The organism is Enterococcus sp. DIV1368f (genome assembly GCF_051712245.1).
GTDB classification, from domain to species: Bacteria; Bacillota; Bacilli; order Lactobacillales; family Enterococcaceae; genus Enterococcus; species Enterococcus faecalis.
The window spans coordinates 2,158,293-2,177,550 of the sequence record NZ_JBIOON010000001.1 but is presented as its reverse complement, the minus strand read 5'-3'; the positions used below and the strand labels follow the sequence as shown (position 1 = coordinate 2,177,550).

Below are 19,258 nucleotides of genomic sequence, written 5' to 3'. Positions count from 1 at the left end.
AAGTGACTATTTACCGCAAGATAAGTAGTCACTTTTTTGTTTAAGGATAAAAGAAATTTTGGACACGTTGTAAGGTTGATTCGTCATGTCCAACAAAATAAAGTGTGTCGTTCAACGAAATCTTTGCATATGGACCAGGTGAGACCAGAAGTTCTTCTTTGTGTTTGATGGCGATAATCGTTGCCGAAGTGTTTTGCCAAAAATTCATTTCGCTAATCGTCGCCTCAAGATAAGCAGCTTCTTCTGTTAAAACTAATGAATAAGGATTCATTGGATTGAAAGAATCAAAACGCTTTGTTTGTTCAACAAGAGTATCTAGAATGCTAGAAAAATGAGTAAGTTCTTCTTTTTGTTTCGCTACGCTATCTAGCAATTCTTCTTTAATTTCAGCAATCGTTTGAACGTCTTGATATTGTGTCACAAAGTCCTGCGCTTTTTCTTTTGATGCCACATAGAAGCCGCTGCCGTGTTTGGCTTTAACGATTTCTAAATCAACTAAAACGATAATGGCTTTGCGAGCTGTTTCTGGCGACACTTGGTATTGGTTAGCTAGGGTGGAACGGGCATGGATTTTATCTCCAACATGTAATTTGCCTTCTGCAATTTTTTCCGCAACATCAACGGCGATTTGTTGATATTTGGGCTTCGTTAAACTGATTTTTTTGGAAGCCATAGTGAATCCCTCCGTTAATTGTTATTTTCCATTTCTTCTAATTCTAAACTGAAATTTTCCCATTGCTCAAGTAGTTCATCTTGTTGCTGACGAGCGTCATCTAATTGTTGGTTTAAAGCCAGCAATTCAACATGATTTTCTAGAATGTCTGGTTGACTCATTTGTGCTTCTAATTGTGCAATTGTCGTATCTAACTGAGCAAGATTTTCTTCGACTTGTGTTATTTTTCTCTGCAAAGTACGGAGTAATTTTTGTTGCTCCTTGTTTTGATAAAAGGTATTTTTGGCTGTAACTGGTTCGGGTTTTTTCGCCGCTTCTTCATTAGCTAAGAGGGCAGCGATTTCTTCTTCCTCTTGTTTCTTTTCTAAATAATAATCATAGTCGCCTAAATAAAGTTTGCTGCCTTTTTCAGAAAGCTCAACAACTTTTGTTGCAATTCGATTGATAAAGTAACGGTCATGGGAAACGAAGAGGATGGTTCCTTCATAATCAATCAGCGCATTTTCTAAAACTTCTTTATTATCGATATCCAAGTGGTTGGTTGGCTCATCGAGAATCAAGAAATTGTCACGATCCATCGCTAATTTTGCTAATGCCACACGTGCTTTTTCGCCACCGCTTAATAAAGGAATCGTTTTTTCAACATCGTCTCCACTGAAGAGAAAGCCGCCTAAAATACTTCGAATCTCTTTTTCAGGTGTGGTTGGGTGTTCATCCCATAATTCCGCTAAGACCGTTTTATTGCCATGTAAATTGGCTTGCTCTTGGTCATAGTAACCTACAGAAACATTGGTGCCAAAAGTTTTACTTCCTTTAATGAAAGGAATGCGATCAATAATTGATTTCAAGAGAGTAGATTTACCAATTCCGTTCGGTCCGACTAAGGCAATGGCTTCTTTGCGACGAATATCCAAATGAATAGGTTCGGATAAAATATGTTCTTGGTCGTAACCAATGGCGGCATCTTCGACTTGTAAAACAACATTTCCCGAGACTTTTTCACTATCGAAAAGAAAATGCGCCGATTTTTCATCTCCTTGAGGTCGGTCTAAACGGTCCATTTTTTCTAATACTTTTCGGCGACTTTGTGCACGTTTCGTTGTAGATGCACGAACCAGATTTTTGGCAACGAAATCTTCTAACTTATTGATTTCTTCTTGTTGCTTTTCATACGCTTTCCATTCACTGGCTAATTGTTCTGCTTTTAACTCTAAGTATTTGGAATAGTTTCCTTTGTAGTGAGTCATTTTTTTGCGGCTCAGTTCATAAACTTCATTAACTACCTTATCTAAAAAATAACGATCGTGGGAAACAATTAATAGGGCGCCGGCATAACTTGGCAAATAAGATTCCAGCCAAGAAAGCGTCTCGATATCTAAGTGGTTTGTAGGCTCGTCCAGAATTAAAATGTCTGGTTTTTGTAAAAGCATTCTCGCTAATGCAAGCCGGGTTTTTTGACCACCAGATAAGGTTTGAATATCTTTCGTGTAAAAGGATTCGTCAAAGCCAAAGCCGTGAAGGACTGAGCGAATTTCATTTTCATAGCCGTAGCCATTTTTTTCAGAAAACGTATGTTGCAATTGATCGTACTCTTTTAAAATTCCTTCATAAACGGAAGTGGTTGGCTCCATTTCACTAATTTTGGTTTCTAATTCTCGCATACGCTGTTCCATTTCTAGGATGTCAGCAAAGGCTTTTGTCATTTCATCCCAAACGGTTTTATCTGATTCTAAGCCGGTATTTTGAGCTAAATAACCTAACGTAGCAGCTTTATTTTTGGCAATGGTTCCGCTATCGGGAGCATCGATGCCTGCAATGATTTTTAAAAAAGTCGATTTTCCAGCACCATTACGACCAACTAAGGCAATCCGACTTTTTGTTGCAATTTCTAAATGTATGTTTTCAAACAATGTTTCCGAGCCAAAATGCCGGGCAACTTGATTTGCTTGTAATAAAATCATCAGTAGTCCTCATTTCTAAATTCATTGCCCTTAGTGTAGCATAAAATCTGCTAAAATAGCACGTATCAAAAAATGCTTTGTGAAGGTTTATACCTTTTATCACAAACTTTTGAAGAAAAATGCTATTTTTGAGCCATAGAATTGCTTTTTATTGTGAAAAACTGCTATTATGTTAATGGATAAGATTTAAGTGAAAGTATTGGAGGTCCAATTGTGAAAGATCAAGTTATTCCAAAAGCAACGGCGCGACGCCTTCCTTTATATTATCGCTACTTAAGAATGTTACATGATACAGGAAAAAATAAAGTCTCATCAACTGAATTAAGTGAAGCGGTACAAGTAGACAGTGCGACTATTCGTCGTGACTTTTCATATTTTGGTGAATTAGGTAAACGTGGGTACGGCTATGATGTTGAAAACTTAATGAACTTTTTTGCAAAAACATTGAATGAAGATGAGTTAACCAATGTCGCATTAATCGGGGTTGGTAATTTAGGAAGTGCTTTATTAAAGTACAAATTCCATCAAAGCAACAGTATTCGTGTAAGTTGCGCATTTGATGTGAATGAAGATATTGTGGGACGCATTGTTGACGGTATTCCGGTTTATCCAATGGAAGATATGATGGAACAAATTCGTGTTCAACAAATCGAAGTAGCTATTTTAACTATTCCAGCTCGCAAAGCGCAAGAAGTTGTAAACAAACTTGCCGAAGCAGGGGTTAAAGGAATTCTAAACTTTACAGCTGCGCGTTTAGTAGCGCCACCTGAAGTATTAATTCAAAATGTTGACTTAACCAACGAATTACAAACATTAATTTATTTCTTACATCATGACAACGAATTGATTGACGAAGAAGAATAAGCAAAAGAAAAGGGCCTAGTCGTTTAGACGAAGGCCCTTTTCTTATTGAATTGCACCATTATGCAAAAGTAGTTGAACAATAATCACAATCGTATTCATGCCGCAATGGGCAATAATTGAGGTCCAAATTTTTCCAGTTTGCTTGTACAAAAGAGCAAAGAAAAATCCCATAAAGAAATAAACAAAAAAGTGACCATCGGCATGTGCGAGTGAAAAAATCGCCGAACTAACAGTAGCCGCAATCCAGAAATTTGTAAAAGGCTGGATTAAATGGATAAATGCATAACGAAAGACGAATTCTTCCATAATCGGACCACCGATAGTAGTTGCCAAAATAAATAAAGGATTTGCCAAAATCACCGCTACAATAGCTTGTGTATTTTGAGAAGTAGCTTGTTCTCCTGTGATGGCTACTTCAATGGCAAAAGTAACCCCTTGAATCAGCATGGCAATGAAAATCCCACTAACACCTAGTAAAAAAATAAAAATAGGTGATTTCAAGGTTGCTGTTTCCTCTAAAGGAGAAGGTTCTGTTGTTTTTAAAAAGATGCCAATCATTACAAGGGCGCCAATAATGTAGAGAGCAGTTGTCACATTAATCGCTGCATTGGGGGAAATACCCGAAAAAAGTAACGGCCCGAAAAAAGCGATAATGTATGTGACTAAAATAAATAAACTTGATTTTCTTAAGGTCATGGTTAATCCTTTCTATAATTATTTTTTACGATTATTGCGATATCCTAATAAAAGAAAAACGAATAAGAAAAAGAAAAGAGATTCCCAAAGTGTCGAAACAATTCCTTCTGTGACACTGAAAACAAGATTTCCTAAATTCGCTATCACAAAATAAACGAATGTTGCTATTAGTGCTGTAAGTAAACGTTGTTTCATTTTATTCGCCTCCAATCGTAGTCAATTTATTTTACCATGAATTAAAGGATTGGAAAAACATTCCATGAAAAAAGAATACTCAATAAAAAATGCGTATCTTATAATTGACAAGAAAAAGAGAGAAAAGACTTGCATTTTTAGAGTGAAATGAGTATTATAAATAGTGTGAGTTAGCACTCTTATGTATCGAGTGCTAAAATAAGCGAAAACTTTTTATTTGGAGGGATTTATTGTGTTAAAACCATTAGGCGATCGCGTCGTAATTAGAGTCGCGAAAGAAGAAGAAAAAACTGTTGGAGGAATTGTTCTTGCATCCGTTGCAAAAGAAAAACCACAAACAGGTGAAGTTATCGCAGTAGGTGAAGGTCGTGTGCTTGAAAATGGCACAAAAGTTCCGATGGAAGTAAAAATTGGTGATACAGTAATGTTTGAAAAATATTCAGGAACAGAAGTGAAATACGAAGGCGTAGAATACTTAATTGTATCAGCCAAAGACATTATTGCCACTGTTGAATAATAAACAACTTTTACAGAATAATATAATAGAAGAAAAAAATTATGAGGTGAAGAAATCATGGCAAAAGAGATTAAATTTGCAGAAGATGCACGTGCAGCAATGCTACGCGGAGTAGATGTATTAGCAGATACAGTGAAAGTGACATTAGGCCCTAAAGGTCGTAACGTTGTTTTAGAAAAATCATTTGGTTCACCATTGATTACTAACGATGGGGTAACAATTGCTAAGGAAATTGAATTAGAAGATCATTTTGAAAACATGGGCGCAAAATTAGTTTCAGAAGTTGCTTCTAAAACAAATGATATTGCTGGTGACGGAACAACAACAGCGACTGTTTTGACACAAGCCATTGTTCGTGAAGGCTTAAAAAACGTAACTGCTGGAGCTAACCCATTAGGTATTCGTCGTGGGATTGAATTAGCAACAAAAACAGCAGTAGAAGAATTACACAATATTTCATCTGTAGTTGATTCAAAAGAAGCGATTGCACAAGTCGCTGCTGTTTCATCAGGTTCTGAAAAAGTCGGCCAATTAATTGCCGATGCAATGGAAAAAGTTGGTAACGACGGCGTAATTACCATTGAAGAATCAAAAGGGATTGAAACAGAATTAGATGTGGTTGAAGGAATGCAATTCGACCGCGGTTATTTATCTCAATACATGGTTACTGACAACGATAAAATGGAAGCTGTTTTAGAAAATCCATATATCTTAATTACCGACAAAAAAATCTCAAATATTCAAGATATCTTACCTTTATTAGAACAAATTCTACAACAAAGCCGTCCACTATTGATCATTGCGGATGATGTTGACGGGGAAGCTCTACCAACATTAGTATTGAACAAAATCCGTGGTACATTTAATGTTGTCGCAGTAAAAGCGCCAGGATTTGGTGACCGCCGCAAAGCGATGCTTGAAGATATTGCTATTTTAACAGGTGGTACAGTAATCACTGACGACTTAGGATTAGAGTTAAAAGACACAACCATTGAAAACTTAGGAAATGCTAGCAAAGTAGTTGTCGACAAAGATAACACAACAATTGTTGAAGGTGCTGGTTCAAAAGAAGCCATTGATGCCCGCGTTCATTTAATTAAAAACCAAATCGGCGAAACAACGTCTGATTTTGATCGTGAAAAATTACAAGAACGTTTAGCTAAATTAGCTGGCGGGGTTGCTGTCGTTAAAGTCGGTGCTGCAACTGAAACAGAATTAAAAGAATTAAAATTACGAATTGAAGATGCATTAAACGCAACACGTGCCGCTGTAGAAGAAGGCATGGTTTCTGGTGGTGGTACCGCACTTGTCAATGTAATTGGTAAAGTCGCTGCGCTAGAAGCTGAAGGCGATGTGGCAACAGGGATTAAGATTGTCGTTCGTGCATTAGAAGAACCAATCCGTCAAATCGCTGAAAATGCTGGCTATGAAGGATCAGTGATTGTTGACAAACTAAAAAATGTTGACTTAGGTATCGGATTCAATGCAGCTAACGGTGAATGGGTAAACATGGTTGAAGCCGGTATTGTTGACCCAACCAAAGTAACTCGTTCTGCATTACAAAATGCAGCTTCTGTGTCAGCTTTATTATTAACAACTGAAGCAGTTGTTGCAGACAAACCAGAACCAGCTGCACCAGCTCCTATGATGGATCCATCAATGGGCATGGGTGGTATGATGTAAAAATAAAAAAGTATTCTAAAAGCTTACGATTGAAAAATCGTAAGCTTTTTTTTACATAAAGAATAAATAATCTAAATAATATCTTTGCTTATGGTATTTTCTCAAATATTTACTCATTTAACAAAAAAGATGATAATTTAAAGGCTTCGTTTTAGCTAGACAGCCTTGTTTTTATTCGATAAAATTTAGTAATAACAATCATTTTTTGAAAACTAGTAGTTGGTAATTTTTATTTATTAATAGAATATAAATAAAAAATATTATATTTTGAAGGGGAATATTAGGAAGATTGAGGTGGAAAAATGGAAAAATATACAATTGGTGTCGTTCCTTTGACAATTGAAACAAAAGAATATTGTCAAAATTGGTTTGTTAGTAATCAAGTAGAATGTCAGATCATCCAAGGAACAAATATACTTCTTCATTTGCACCATATTGATGGGTTAGTGATTGAAGTTACTGATCACCAGCAAGTAAATACTTGTTGTGAGTTATTAATGACGATTCGCAAGCAGTCAGACTTGCCAATTTGGTTATTTTCTCGGACAGAAGTAATTAGTAAAGTCAATCGAATTATTTATTTACAATTAGGTGCAGATGGCGTTTTTGATCATTCTTATGATCGTCAAGAATGCATGTTAAGCATGAGTAATTTATTGCAACGTATAAAAAGACGTTTTTATCCTAAATTAGCTAGTGCAAACGAGGAACAAACAGTTACTAAGAATCTTTCTGAGAGATTGTATTTAATTGCGCCGAATTTGAGTGTTTGCTTGGGAAGTGGAGAAGAAATTCTTTTAACAAAATTGGAATTTTTCACAATAGAGTATTTATACAAACACGCAGGACAAACAATTACATATGAAGAACTCTACAAAAATGTTTGGAAAGATACTGCGAATGAACGAAAATATCGTGTCGCTAATGTGATTTTCCATTTGCGCAAAAAAATTGAACAAGATGTGAACAAACCACAATATATCAAAACAATTCGTTCAAAAGGCTATATGTTAACGGTGTAAAAGGTACGAAGGAGGGGAAAAAGATGTGGCAATTTTTGACTAAAAACAATGAAGATGAGGAGTATGAGAAGATGCCGGATTTTGAAAATGAACAATCGATGAAAGCACAACCAACGGTAACAGAAGAAGCAATCTTTGATGACGAGGTCGTTTATGCAAAAGAGCAAGCTGCAAAAGTAAAGCAGGTCCAGCAACAAGTGCCGACTGAACTGTCAGAAGAGTCATTTTCTTTTGTTGAAAAACTAGAAGAAGAAAATCTACTATATCAGCAATCCATTAAAAAGCTAACGGAGCAATTATTAATGCAAACCAATGAAGTGGAAGCATTACGAAAACAAGTAGTCGAAAAAGACGTGCAACTTAAACAGCTTAAAGAAACGTTAACGGATAAAGAAGCAACTATCACTTCTTTACAGAAACAATTGTCTGAAGAAAAGATGCAACCGAGACAGACTAGCGAAGAGAACTTAGACACAGTCGTTACGCTTTCTCAAAAAGAAATTGGTGAAGTCTTATTAGAAGCCAAACGTCAAGCAAAAGAAACAATTGCTCAAGCTAACCAACAAGTTGCAACAGTTCATGAAGAAATGGAACAACGTTTAGCAACTTTAACACGCATGAAGCAAGTGGCAAGAGAGTACCAAGCTTATTGTGAACAAATGCTGACCATCAAGAATGAATCAACAGGAACGTACCAACAGATAGAGCAGTTATTAGCAGAAATAAAGAGGTAAATGAAGGAGAAATGCGATGAAAAAAAGAAAGGCAAGATATTTGAAGTTGGTATGTATTGGAATTTTAGGGATTTATGCGGGCGCCAGTTACTACAATTCGGAACCATTAATCGCTCAAGAAGAGACCGAAACGAGGGACGAAAGTCGACAGCTATCGCTGGAAGAAAAAAGAGCGGACCAAGCCAATCAAGAAACCCTTACTTCTTCAACGCTGAACGAAACAATAATAAGTTCGTCTGAACAACAAGAAAGTTCGATACAAAATGACAGCGGTGACCATCAGGAAAATAATGTGGAACCTTCAGAATCTGAAAATAGTTCACCGCCACAAGAAAAGCCAATTGCTAGTACTAAACCAACCGAATCGTTACAAAATGAGCAACTAGCGTCTGAAAAGCGTAAAATACTCACTGAGAAGCCGCCTCATAATCAGGAAGCACAAAATTCTACATTAACTGAAAAGACCAAAGAGCCGTTGGCACATTCAGAGATAGACAATAGTCAAGAAAAGGAAAAGCAAGCAGGAATTCAACAACAAGCCGAGGCAAATTTTGTTGTCCAAGAGAATGCTTCTACTTCTGAGTTTATTAGAAAAATTGGTGAAGAAGCACGAGTTATTGGTCAGCGACATGATCTATACGCTTCTGTCATGATAGCTCAAGCTATTTTAGAGAGTGGCTCGGGCAATAGTGCGTTAGCAGCGCCGCCTAATTATAATTTGTTTGGCATTAAAGGCGCTTATCAAGGTCAAAGTGTCAGCTTTCCCACACAAGAAGATGATGGTAAAGGGAAGATGACCACCATTCATGCCGATTTTCGTCAGTATCCATCCTATAAAGAGTCATTAACAGACTATAGTAAATTAATCATCAATGGGCTGGCTGGTAATCCAACGTTTTATCACGGCGTTTTGAAAGCAAACACGACGAATTATCAGCAGGCAACAAAATTTTTAACAGGTCGTTATGCAACGGATACATATTACGATAAAAAATTAAATGCGTTGATTGAAACCTATCAATTAACTGAATACGATCAAGAAAAGAAGAAACCAGTAGTGACTAATTTGGCAGAAGAAAAGAAACCTTCGTTTGATAAGGAAGCAGTCAAGGCACAGCTAAAAAAAGAAGCAGTCGTCTATGAAGTAAGCAAAGGAGATTCTCTCGCCACCATTAGCCAGACGTTTGGTGTGTCAGCAACAGCCATCTTAAAACAAAATTCAAAGACTAAAGAAATGTTTTATATTGGCCAAAAGATCACAATTCCTCAGCAAACAGCGGCGACTTCTCTAGAACCGAAAGAACAAGCGTTACTTCAATCACTAATAATCAGTAAATCGGTGACTAATGCTTTGAAGACAGCAGAGCAATCAAATGGTAAAGCGAATGACTCAAAAAAAGAGTCTACTGAGTATTATGAAGTAAAAAGAGGAGAGACACTCGCAAAAATTGCTAAAAAAACGGGCTATTCCTTAACCGCCCTCAAGCAGGCAAATGACTTAACGTATTCTGTATTAACCGAAGGACAAACGATAGCACTTCCTAAACTAAAGGACTAATGCTGATTTAACTTATCGGTCGATGGAGTCAATATATTATTAGAGTAAGAGTAGAGGGTAAGTTCATTCATGGATGAACTTATCCTCTACTCTTATTATGTTTTTCATAAATACTTAATAAATAGTAAAATTAGCAAGAGAATTGTGTCTTTACACAAAATAGATAGGTTTTCTTGCCGAAGTTTGATAAAATGATTAGTTGAAAGGATGCGTGAAAATTGAAAGAATTATTTCGTAAATACCGAGAAGTACTGGCTTATTTATTTTTTGGTGGTGCAACGACTGTCGTCAACTTAGTTGTATTTTTTGTTTGTCAAAATGTGTTAGGGCTGGATTACAAGATAAGTAACACAATTAGTTGGTTTTTATCTGTTCTATTTGCCTTTTTCACGAATAAATATTGGGTATTCGCAAGTAAGCATGAAAGCATAGCTGGTTTTTTTAAAGAAATGGGCTTATTTTATTGGTACCGAATTTTATCTTTTGTGGCTGATATGGGTTTAATGATTCTCCTAATTGATGGCATTCATTTTTCATCGTTTTGGGCGAAAATGATTACACAAGTTGTAGTAGTGATTTTAAATTATTTCTTCAGTAAATTTTTCATTTTTAAAGAAAAAGAGGTCTAAGCAGATTTTAGGCTAAAAAAAATTTTTTTGTTATAATATAAACAAGTTTTTAATACAAAGAATAGAGGTAGAAAACGATGGACTATACATATGCAGATGATAGTTTGACATTGCATACAGATATGTATCAAATCAATATGATGCAAACATACTGGGAATTAGGGAGAGCAGATTTACATGCTGTTTTTGAATGTTACTTTAGAGAGATGCCCTTTAATCATGGCTACGCAATTTTTGCAGGTTTAGAACGTTTAGTCAATTATCTCGAAAATTTAACGTTTACAGAATCTGATATTGCATATCTCCGAGAAGTTGAAGAATATCCAGAAGATTTCTTGACGTATTTAGCAAATTTTGAATTTAAATGTACTGTACGCTCTGCTTTAGAAGGGGATTTGGTTTTTAATAACGAACCGTTAATTCAAATTGAAGGTCCTTTGGCACAATGTCAATTGGTAGAAACTGCCTTGCTAAATATGGTGAATTTCCAAACATTAATTGCGACAAAAGCGGCTCGAATTAAATCCGTGATTGGCGATGATCCTTTATTGGAATTTGGAACACGCCGAGCACAAGAATTAGATGCTGCCATTTGGGGCACAAGAGCCGCCTATATTGGTGGGGCGGACGCGACAAGTAATGTTCGTGCTGGTAAAATTTTTGGTATTCCGGTTAGTGGGACTCACGCCCATTCATTGGTTCAGTCGTATGGAAATGATTATGAAGCATTCATGGCGTATGCCAAAACACATCGGGATTGTGTTTTCCTTGTTGATACGTATGATACTTTGAAAGCGGGAGTGCCAAGCGCAATTCGAGTAGCTCGAGAAATGGGGGATAAAATTAATTTCCTAGGCGTGCGGATTGATAGTGGCGATATGGCTTATATTTCTAAACGAGTTCGTGAACAACTGGACGAAGCTGGCTTTACTGAAGCAAAAATTTATGCATCGAACGATTTAGATGAAAATACGATTTTGAATCTAAAAATGCAAAAATCAAAAATTGATGTATGGGGCGTGGGTACCAAGCTGATTACGGCCTATGATCAACCGGCTTTAGGAGCGGTGTTTAAATTAGTTTCAATTGAAGGTGAAGATGGTCAAATGAAAGATACCATTAAACTATCTAGCAATGCTGAAAAAGTGACAACACCAGGAAAAAAACAAGTTTGGCGTATTACACGTAAATCTGATAAAAAGTCAGAAGGGGACTATGTGACACTTTGGAACGAAGATCCTCGCCAAGAAGAAGAAATTTATATGTTCCATCCCGTTCATACCTTTATTAATAAGTATGTCCGTGATTTTGAAGCACGGCCAGTACTCCAAGATATTTTCGTTGAAGGAAAACGTGTGTACGAATTACCAACTTTAGATGAAATTAAACAATATGCAAAAGAAAATTTAGATTCACTTTGGGAAGAATACAAGCGGGACTTGAATCCGCAGAAATATCCAGTGGACCTTTCAACAGATTGTTGGAACCACAAAATGAATTTATTGGAAAAAGTGCGTAAAGACGTTAAACATTTAACAGAAACGGTGAATAAGGAGGCCTAGAAATGACAACACTTCAAGAAAAAATCATTCAAGAGTTAGGTGTTTTACCGACAATTGATCCAAAAGAAGAAGTTCGTAAAAGTATTGATTTTCTGAAAGCTTATTTAACTAAACATCCTTTTTTAAAAACCTTTGTCTTGGGAATTAGTGGCGGACAAGATTCAACATTAGCTGGGCGCTTAGCACAATTAGCGATGACTGAAATGCGCGAAGAAACAGGAGATATGTCGTATCAATTTATTGCGATTCGCCTTCCTTACGGTGAGCAAGCAGATGAAGCTGATGCACAAGCCGCGCTAGCCTTTATCCAGCCAGATGTTTCTTTACGAGTGGATATTAAACCAGCAGTGGATGCAATGGTTGGTTCGCTAGAAAACGCTGGCGTTCAAATTAGCGATTTTAATAAAGGGAACATGAAAGCACGTCAACGTATGATTACACAATATGCAGTAGCTGGCGAAAATGCTGGCGCAGTAATTGGCACAGACCACGCAGCCGAAAATGTGACAGCTTTCTTCACCAAATATGGCGATGGCGGAGCGGATATTTTACCGTTATTTCGTTTAAATAAGCGCCAAGGAAAAGCTTTGCTGAAAGAACTTGGGGCACCAGAAGCCTTGTATCTAAAAATACCAACAGCTGATCTAGAAGATGACAAACCGTTAGTTGCAGATGAAGTTGCCTTAGGTGTCACGTATGATGCCATTGATGATTATTTGGAAGGCAAAAAAGTCTCGGAAACAGATCAACAAACAATTGAAAACTGGTATGAAAAAGGACAACACAAACGGCATTTACCCATTACAATTTTTGATGATTTTTGGAAATAAAAACACAGACCATCGGCGAATGAACGATGGTCTGTGTTTTTTTACATAACTACTTTTCAGAAAGTAAACGTTGCTACAGCAACTATCCCATGATAATGAAAGTCGTTTTCATTTAGGCGTTTTCACTTTCTTTTTCAAAACAGAAAAGGTACGCTCAATAATGTAAAGTGAATGATGGGAGAGAAAAAGAGATGAAGCATGTAACAAAATTGGGGATTACAATTATAACAGGAGTTTTGGCATTATTATTTGAATTTATTTTACATCAGCCGAATTGGGCGTATGGCATTATTTTAATAACAGGTTCTGTAATGGCGTTAATGATGTTCTGGGAAATGATTCAAACCTTACGTGAAGGAAAATATGGTGTCGATATTTTAGCGATTACCGCTATCGTCGCGACCTTAGCTGTGGGAGAATACTGGGCCAGTTTGATGATTTTAATTATGTTGACTGGTGGTGATTCATTAGAAGACTATGCCGCTGGAAAAGCTAACCAAGAGCTGAAGTCATTATTGGATAACTCGCCACAAAAAGCTCATCGCTTGAATGGCGAAAATTTAGAAGATGTTTCTGTTGAGGAAATCAATGTTGGCGATGAATTAGTAGTAAAACCAGGGGAACTAGTTCCAGTTGATGGCTTGGTAAAAACCGGGACATCAACAGTCGATGAATCTTCATTAACAGGAGAATCAAAACCAATTGAAAAAAATCCTGGTGATGAATTAATGTCGGGTTCCGTGAATGGTGATGGCTCTTTGAAAATGGTTGCTGAAAAAACTGTAGCCGACAGTCAATATCAAACGATTGTGAACTTAGTGAAAGAATCTGCGGCACGTCCAGCTCATTTTGTACGTTTAGCAGACCGCTATGCGGTACCTTTTACACTAGTTGCCTACTTAATTGCAGGTGTTGCTTGGTTTGTTTCAAAAAGTCCGACGCGTTTTGCGGAAGTCTTAGTTGTTGCTTCGCCGTGTCCTTTAATTCTATCTGCCCCAATTGCTTTAGTGGCAGGGATGGGTCGTTCAAGTCGTCATGGGGTCGTTATTAAATCGGGAACGATGGTCGAAAAATTAGCTTCTGCAAAAACGATTGCGTTTGATAAAACAGGCACGATTACGCAAGGACAACTTTCTGTTGAGCAAGTCCAACCAATCAATGCTGAAATAACTGCTGCTGAATTAGTGGGATTGGCAGCAAGCGTGGAACAAGAATCAAGTCACATTTTAGCTAGATCAATTGTTGCTTATGCCAGAAAGCAAGATGTCCCATTAAAAAATATTACAGATCTAGCGGAAGTTTCTGGTGCTGGCGTGAAGGCATTTGTGGATGGTGCTGAGATACGGGTAGGTAAAAAGAATTTTGTGACACAAGAGTCTCAAACAACTGAAAAAATTGATAAAACGACCATTCATATTTCACGTAATGGCACATATTTAGGGCGAATTACTTTTACAGACACAGTACGACCAGAAGCAAAAGAGACTATGGAAAAATTACACCAATTACATCTTCAACGAATTTTAATGCTGACGGGGGATCAAGAATCCGTCGCAGAAACGATTGCTGCAGAAGTAGGAATTACCGAAGTACATGGGGAATGTTTACCACAAGATAAGTTAACTATTCTAAAAGAATTGCCCAAAGAAAACCATCCAGTCATCATGGTAGGGGATGGTGTAAATGATGCACCTTCGCTTGCTGCTGCAGACGTAGGTATTGCTATGGGCGCTCATGGAGCTACTGCGGCTAGTGAAACTGCTGACGTTGTTATTTTAAAAGATGACTTAAGTAAAGTCAGCCAAGCGGTCGAAATTGCCCAAGATACCATGAAAATTGCCAAACAATCTGTATTAATCGGAATTTTTATCTGCGTTTTACTAATGCTAATTGCTAGTACCGGGATCATTCCGGCGCTAATCGGGGCTATGCTACAAGAAGTCGTGGACACTGTGTCAATCTTATCTGCTTTGCGTGCTCGTCGAATTGGCAAGTAAGGTGGAACAATTAATTGCCTGAATGTCCAGCTTAGTGGTAAAATAAAGGTACGTTTTTAATATTAATAAGTTACAGGGGAGAGATCGTGCAATGAAAGGAAACCAAATAGATGGGCAACCAGTCACGGAAGAACAACTATTAAAAGAAGGCTACCGTAAATATACTGGGGAAGGAATTGATATCTTTTATAATAAAGATATTTGTGAACATATTGGTAATTGTGTTCGCGGAAATCCAGAAGTCTTTGAAGTTGGTCGGAAACCATGGATTATTCCAGATAACGGAAGTGTTGAAAATGACATGATTGTGGTAGATTCATGTCCAAGTGGTGCTCTAAAATATATTCGGAAAGCAGGGAACGAATATGCAAATTAAAGAAGAAAACAATCGTTTTGCTCTATATAACGATGAAAACCAAGAAATTGGTGAAATGACATGGTCAGATGCTGGCGAAAGCATGATGATTATTGACCATACGTTTGTTGATCCAACTTATCGTGGACAAAAATTAGCTGAAAAACTTGTTTTAGCCGGTGTTGAAAAAGCGAGAAAAGAGCATAAAAAAATTATTCCGCTATGTCCATTTGCTAAAAAAGAATTTGATACTAAACCTGAATACGGAGACGTATTGAGAAAATAAAAAATAAGCTAGCAACAGCCGCAAGTAGAAATCTGATTCCTACTTGCGGCTGTTGCTATTAGAGACAAATAAGGAAAGACATTAAATTTCACTGGTGTTTACAGATAAAATATGCTACATTAAAGTAGATGAATTTCGCATATTTGTATAAAAAGGAGAATTAACGCATGTATAATCTAATCTTAACGTTGGTCATCATTTTATCTGTTTTAATCGTCATTACTGTTATGATGCAACCAAGCAAACAAAACAGTGCAGCAAGTGCCTTCACTGGCGGTGCAGATAAATTATTTGGGAAGCAAAAAGCGCGCGGTTTTGAAGCTGTTATGCAACGCTCAACAGCAATTCTTGGCGCAATTTGGATGATTTTATTATTTGTTTTGGCGTTCTTATCTTCAAAATAAGTACGTAATCTTTTAAAATGACAAGTTTAGAACAGAGAGATGAGTGCGGACACTTATTTTTCTGTTCTTTTTCTTTCTGAAAAAGTCTTTGAAACTTATCATTTCGGAAGGTTTTCTTTTGAGAATATGATAGAATGAAGCTGAGGTGAGCGAAGTGGCAAAAAAAATCAATTTACCGAAGCCGTTATTTTCAGAAAAAGGAAAACGGGCGGTCCTTTTATTACACGCTTATTCTGGCAGCAGTAATGATGTACGGATGTTAAGCAGACGTTTAGAAAAAGAAAATTATACTGTCTATTCGCCTAATTTTTCAGGACATGGCACGCTAGTTCCTGAAGATATTTTAGATCAAACAACGGAACAATGGTGGCAAGATACACAAGAAGCAGTCGCTTTTTTGAGAGAAAGAGGCTATCAAGAAATTGCCATTTTTGGTTTATCAATGGGCGGGATTTTCAGTATGCATGCATTAACGGAACAATTAACAGGATTAATTGGTGGTGGATTTTTCTGTTCACCTATCTACCCTGTCGCAAATAAAGTCCCAGAAAATTTTGTATTATACGCAGAAAATGTGATGAAAATTGCAGAAGTTCCTGCAGAGGAACAACAAAGCCGGTTGCAATCGATTGAGCAACGAGTCAAACAACAATTAGGAGCGATTGAAACGATTGCTAGTCAGACGGCTGACAAACTAAACAAAATCCACACCCCTCTTTTCTTAGCGCAAGCTGGCAAAGATGAAATGATTGAGCCAATGGGCGTCTATCAAACGGCCCAAGCGCTAACACAAGCACGTGTGACCTTACAATGGTACCCAAACAGCGGACATGTCATTACGGTGAGTGGAGAACACAAACAATTAGAGCAAGATGTGGTGCAATTTTTAGCAACACTACCTTGGAATGAGGAGAAATAATGACAAAACAAACAATTAAAGAGCAAATTTTACATTTTATGGAAAGCCAAAAAAAGAAAAGCTTTTCAATGGAAGAAATTGCACAAGGCTTGAATTTAGAAAAAAGTTCAGATTTTAAAATTTTAGTGCAAACCATTGCACAAATGGAACGAGAAAAGTCAGTTAGTTTCAACAAAAAAGGCAAAGTCCTGTTACCAATGAAAGACTTATTAATAGAAGGAACGTTTCGTGCAAATGAACGAGGCTTTGGTTTTGTAACCATCGATCCTGAAGAACCAGATGTTTACATTCCGAAAGAGGCAACGAACTTTGCAATGGATGGAGATACGGTTTTAATTGACGTGATCCAACATGCGGATCCTTTTTCAGATCGCGGCGCAGAAGGTAAAGTCAAAGAAATTAAAGAGCGAGCAGTGAGCCAAGTTGTCGGAGAATTTGTGGCATATAGTGAAGAAGAAATGGCAGAAATGGGACTGTATGGCTACATGATTCCCAAAGATAAGAAATTGAATCAGTATACTGTATCAATTGCACCTGAAGGGATTAAGCCAGTAGATGGTAGCATTGTCATTGCTGAAATTACCTATTATCCAGATCAAGAATATCCAACGAGTATGGAAGGACTAGTCAAACAAGTGATTGGTCATAAAAATGATCCAGGAATGGATATTTTATCAATCGTGGTGGCTCATGGAATTCCCACAGCATTTCCTGATGAAGTTTTGGCTGAAGCGGACCAAGTACCAGAAACTATTGCAGAAAGCGATTTAGTCGGTCGTCGGGATTTACGTGATCAGTTGATTGTGACGATTGATGGAGAAGATGCGAAAGATTTAGATGATGCAGTAACGGTACAAAAGTTAGCGAATGGCAATTTCTTTTTAGGGGTGCATATTGCAGATGTTTCTTATTATGTAACTGAAGGAAGCCAATTGGATATGGAAGCGTATGAACGTGGTACAAGTGTCTATTTGACAGACCGAGTTGTGCCAATGATTCCGCAGCGATTATCAAATGGGATTTGTTCGCTAAACCCACATGTTCCACGTTTAACCATGAGTTGTGAGATGGAAATTACACCAGAAGGAGAAGTTATTTCGCATGAAATTTTCCAAAGTGTAATCCAAACAACGGAGCGAATGACCTATACAGCGGTCAATGAAATTTTAGAAGAGCAAAAACCTGAAACGTTAGAACGCTACAAAGAGCTAGTTCCCATGTTTAAAGAGATGGACGAACTGCACCATATATTAGAAGAGATGCGTATGCGCCGTGGTGCGATTTCTTTTGAAGATCGTGAAGCCAAAGTCCTAGTTGATGAAAATGGTCATCCCCAAGATATTCTTTTACGCACGCGTGGCGTGGGTGAACGATTAATTGAATCCTTTATGTTGGCAGCGAATGAAACTGTGGCGCGTCATTATCATGACTTAAAACTGCCATTCATTTATCGGATTCATGAACAACCAAAAGAAGAAAAAATGCAACGTTTCTTTGATTTTGCTGCAGTACTTGGCATTCTTGTTAAAGGAACAAAAGAAAACATTTCACCGAAAGATTTACAAAAAGTTTTAGAGCAAGTTGAAAATAAGCCGGAAGAAGTGGTTATCAATACGATGTTGCTAAGAAGTATGCAACAAGCGAAATACTCAGAAGACAACTACGGACACTATGGGTTGGCCGCTGAATATTATACGCATTTTACTTCACCAATACGTCGTTATCCAGATTTAATTGTGCATCGTTTGATTCGCAGCTATAGCCAAGATCAATCTGAAAAAAATCAAGAAAAATGGAACGAAGCATTACCAGAAATTGCCAATCATAGTTCAAGTATGGAACGTCGCGCAGTTGATGCAGAGCGTGAAGTGGACGCCATGAAGAAAGCCGAATTTATGGTAGATAAAGTGGGAGAAACGTATGACGGGATCATCAGCTCTGTCACGAAATTTGGTATCTTTGTGGAACTGCCTAATACAATAGAAGGCTTAATTCACGTGAACAACTTAAAACAAGATTATTTCCACTTTATTGAAAATCATATGGCGTTAGTTGGTGAACGGACGGGAATGACTTTGAAAATTGGTCAGAAAGTTCAAATCCGTGTTGAAAAAGCTGATCCAGAAACAAGAGAAGTTGATTTTGAATTGATTTCAGCTGAGGAAGTCGCGCCAGTCGAAGGACCAAAAGGACGTAAAAAAGGTAAAGCCAATTCTTCAACTCGTTCAAATAATCAACGAAGAAATAAAAAAGATGAATCATTTGATGGTAAGAAAAAGAAAAATAAGAAAAAAGGCAAAGGCAAAAAACAACCTTTTTATAAAGAAGCAATGAAACAAAAAAATAAAAAAGGGAAAAAGAAGAAGTAGAGGA

Annotated in this window: 19 protein-coding genes; 15 read left to right on the top strand and 4 right to left on the bottom strand. The window is 37.2% G+C overall.

Going from position 1 to position 19,258, the window contains the following annotated elements; translation table 11 throughout:
• Nucleotides 1-40 precede the first annotated feature (40 nt).
• Both IGL07_RS10575 and IGL07_RS10570 read right to left on the bottom strand, forming a co-directional pair.
• Complete coding sequence (locus tag IGL07_RS10575) at nt 41-673, bottom strand: GntR family transcriptional regulator (RefSeq protein WP_002356525.1); 633 nt, start codon at nt 671-673, stop codon at nt 41-43.
• Nucleotides 674-687: 14 nt separating this feature from the next.
• Nucleotides 688-2,634 (bottom strand): ABC-F family ATP-binding cassette domain-containing protein, encoded by a 1,947-nt coding sequence (locus IGL07_RS10570; protein WP_010817560.1) that lies wholly within the window; start codon nt 2,632-2,634, stop codon nt 688-690.
• 213 nt (nt 2,635-2,847) lie between these two features.
• On the opposite strand from IGL07_RS10570, the gene IGL07_RS10565 reads away from it, so the two are divergent.
• Nucleotides 2,848-3,498: a redox-sensing transcriptional repressor Rex gene (locus tag IGL07_RS10565; protein ID WP_002356528.1), complete on the top strand. Its 651-nt coding sequence runs from the start codon at nt 2,848-2,850 to the stop codon at nt 3,496-3,498.
• Between the two features lie 42 nt (nt 3,499-3,540).
• Here the strand turns inward: IGL07_RS10565 and IGL07_RS10560 are convergent, their stop codons facing one another.
• Nucleotides 3,541-4,194, bottom strand: coding sequence for a CPBP family intramembrane glutamic endopeptidase (locus tag IGL07_RS10560; protein WP_002356529.1), 654 nt, complete (start codon nt 4,192-4,194; stop codon nt 3,541-3,543).
• 18 nt (nt 4,195-4,212) lie between these two features.
• The gene (locus IGL07_RS10555) at nt 4,213-4,389 is read right to left on the bottom strand and encodes a hypothetical protein (RefSeq protein WP_002356530.1); all 177 of its coding nucleotides are present in this window, start codon (nt 4,387-4,389) and stop codon (nt 4,213-4,215) included.
• A 232-nt stretch (nt 4,390-4,621) separates the two neighbouring features.
• Here IGL07_RS10555 and groES point away from each other — a divergent pair, with 232 nt between their 5' ends.
• The 14 genes from groES (at nt 4,622) to rnr (ending at nt 19,254) form a co-directional block, all read left to right on the top strand.
• The gene (gene groES, locus IGL07_RS10550; RefSeq protein WP_002356531.1) at nt 4,622-4,906 is read left to right on the top strand and encodes a co-chaperone GroES; all 285 of its coding nucleotides are present in this window, start codon (nt 4,622-4,624) and stop codon (nt 4,904-4,906) included.
• Nucleotides 4,907-4,963: 57 nt separating this feature from the next.
• Nucleotides 4,964-6,589, top strand: coding sequence for a chaperonin GroEL (groL, locus tag IGL07_RS10545; RefSeq protein WP_002362559.1), 1,626 nt, complete (start codon nt 4,964-4,966; stop codon nt 6,587-6,589).
• Between the two features lie 302 nt (nt 6,590-6,891).
• Nucleotides 6,892-7,611 carry a response regulator transcription factor gene (locus IGL07_RS10540; protein WP_002376571.1) on the top strand — a complete coding sequence of 240 codons (720 nt, stop codon included), beginning with the start codon at nt 6,892-6,894 and terminating at the stop codon, nt 7,609-7,611.
• Nucleotides 7,612-7,634: 23 nt separating this feature from the next.
• Nucleotides 7,635-8,345: a hypothetical protein gene (locus IGL07_RS10535; protein WP_010817559.1), complete on the top strand. Its 711-nt coding sequence runs from the start codon at nt 7,635-7,637 to the stop codon at nt 8,343-8,345.
• Nucleotides 8,346-8,361: 16 nt separating this feature from the next.
• Nucleotides 8,362-9,903, top strand: a complete 1,542-nt coding sequence (locus IGL07_RS10530; RefSeq protein ID WP_010817558.1) for a glucosaminidase domain-containing protein — start codon at nt 8,362-8,364, stop codon at nt 9,901-9,903.
• A 218-nt stretch (nt 9,904-10,121) separates the two neighbouring features.
• A complete protein-coding gene (locus IGL07_RS10525) occupies nt 10,122-10,532 on the top strand; it encodes a GtrA family protein (RefSeq protein WP_002356537.1) in 411 nt (136 codons plus the stop codon).
• Nucleotides 10,533-10,609: 77 nt separating this feature from the next.
• Entirely contained in the window at nt 10,610-12,094 is a 1,485-nt protein-coding gene (locus tag IGL07_RS10520) for a nicotinate phosphoribosyltransferase (RefSeq protein WP_002356538.1), read from the top strand.
• A 2-nt stretch (nt 12,095-12,096) separates the two neighbouring features.
• A complete protein-coding gene (nadE, locus tag IGL07_RS10515) occupies nt 12,097-12,924 on the top strand; it encodes an ammonia-dependent NAD(+) synthetase (protein ID WP_010817557.1) in 828 nt (275 codons plus the stop codon).
• Between the two features lie 167 nt (nt 12,925-13,091).
• The gene (locus IGL07_RS10510) at nt 13,092-14,921 is read left to right on the top strand and encodes a heavy metal translocating P-type ATPase (RefSeq protein WP_025189575.1); all 1,830 of its coding nucleotides are present in this window, start codon (nt 13,092-13,094) and stop codon (nt 14,919-14,921) included.
• A 91-nt stretch (nt 14,922-15,012) separates the two neighbouring features.
• Nucleotides 15,013-15,297 (top strand): (4Fe-4S)-binding protein, encoded by a 285-nt coding sequence (locus IGL07_RS10505; protein ID WP_002356543.1) that lies wholly within the window; start codon nt 15,013-15,015, stop codon nt 15,295-15,297.
• On the top strand, nt 15,287-15,562 hold the full coding sequence (locus IGL07_RS10500; RefSeq protein ID WP_002356545.1) for a GNAT family N-acetyltransferase: 276 nt from the start codon (nt 15,287-15,289) through the stop codon (nt 15,560-15,562). The genes IGL07_RS10505 and IGL07_RS10500 overlap by 11 nt, the downstream gene beginning before the upstream one ends.
• Before the next feature lie 167 nt (nt 15,563-15,729).
• The gene (secG, locus tag IGL07_RS10495; RefSeq protein WP_010817555.1) at nt 15,730-15,966 is read left to right on the top strand and encodes a preprotein translocase subunit SecG; all 237 of its coding nucleotides are present in this window, start codon (nt 15,730-15,732) and stop codon (nt 15,964-15,966) included.
• Nucleotides 15,967-16,111: 145 nt separating this feature from the next.
• Nucleotides 16,112-16,885 (top strand): alpha/beta hydrolase, encoded by a 774-nt coding sequence (locus tag IGL07_RS10490; RefSeq protein WP_016629924.1) that lies wholly within the window; start codon nt 16,112-16,114, stop codon nt 16,883-16,885.
• Nucleotides 16,885-19,254, top strand: a complete 2,370-nt coding sequence (gene rnr / locus IGL07_RS10485; RefSeq protein WP_010826203.1) for a ribonuclease R — start codon at nt 16,885-16,887, stop codon at nt 19,252-19,254. The genes IGL07_RS10490 and rnr overlap by 1 nt, the downstream gene beginning before the upstream one ends.
• Nucleotides 19,255-19,258 lie beyond the last annotated feature (4 nt).

Bases quoted from the DNA above. Each gene is read 5' to 3' on its own strand.
- IGL07_RS10575 (WP_002356525.1), bottom strand. From the start codon at position 673: ATGGCTTCCAAAAAAATCAGTTTAACGAAGCCCAAATATCAACAAATC.
- IGL07_RS10570 (WP_010817560.1), bottom strand. From the start codon at position 2,634: ATGATTTTATTACAAGCAAATCAAGTTGCCCGGCATTTTGGCTCGGAA.
- IGL07_RS10560 (WP_002356529.1), bottom strand. From the start codon at position 4,194: ATGACCTTAAGAAAATCAAGTTTATTTATTTTAGTCACATACATTATC.
- IGL07_RS10555 (WP_002356530.1), bottom strand. From the start codon at position 4,389: ATGAAACAACGTTTACTTACAGCACTAATAGCAACATTCGTTTATTTT.
- groL (WP_002362559.1), top strand. From the start codon at position 4,964: ATGGCAAAAGAGATTAAATTTGCAGAAGATGCACGTGCAGCAATGCTA.
- IGL07_RS10540 (WP_002376571.1), top strand. From the start codon at position 6,892: ATGGAAAAATATACAATTGGTGTCGTTCCTTTGACAATTGAAACAAAA.
- IGL07_RS10535 (WP_010817559.1), top strand. From the start codon at position 7,635: ATGTGGCAATTTTTGACTAAAAACAATGAAGATGAGGAGTATGAGAAG.
- IGL07_RS10530 (WP_010817558.1), top strand. From the start codon at position 8,362: ATGAAAAAAAGAAAGGCAAGATATTTGAAGTTGGTATGTATTGGAATT.
- IGL07_RS10520 (WP_002356538.1), top strand. From the start codon at position 10,610: ATGGACTATACATATGCAGATGATAGTTTGACATTGCATACAGATATG.
- nadE (WP_010817557.1), top strand. From the start codon at position 12,097: ATGACAACACTTCAAGAAAAAATCATTCAAGAGTTAGGTGTTTTACCG.
- IGL07_RS10505 (WP_002356543.1), top strand. From the start codon at position 15,013: ATGAAAGGAAACCAAATAGATGGGCAACCAGTCACGGAAGAACAACTA.
- IGL07_RS10500 (WP_002356545.1), top strand. From the start codon at position 15,287: ATGCAAATTAAAGAAGAAAACAATCGTTTTGCTCTATATAACGATGAA.
- secG (WP_010817555.1), top strand. From the start codon at position 15,730: ATGTATAATCTAATCTTAACGTTGGTCATCATTTTATCTGTTTTAATC.
- rnr (WP_010826203.1), top strand. From the start codon at position 16,885: ATGACAAAACAAACAATTAAAGAGCAAATTTTACATTTTATGGAAAGC.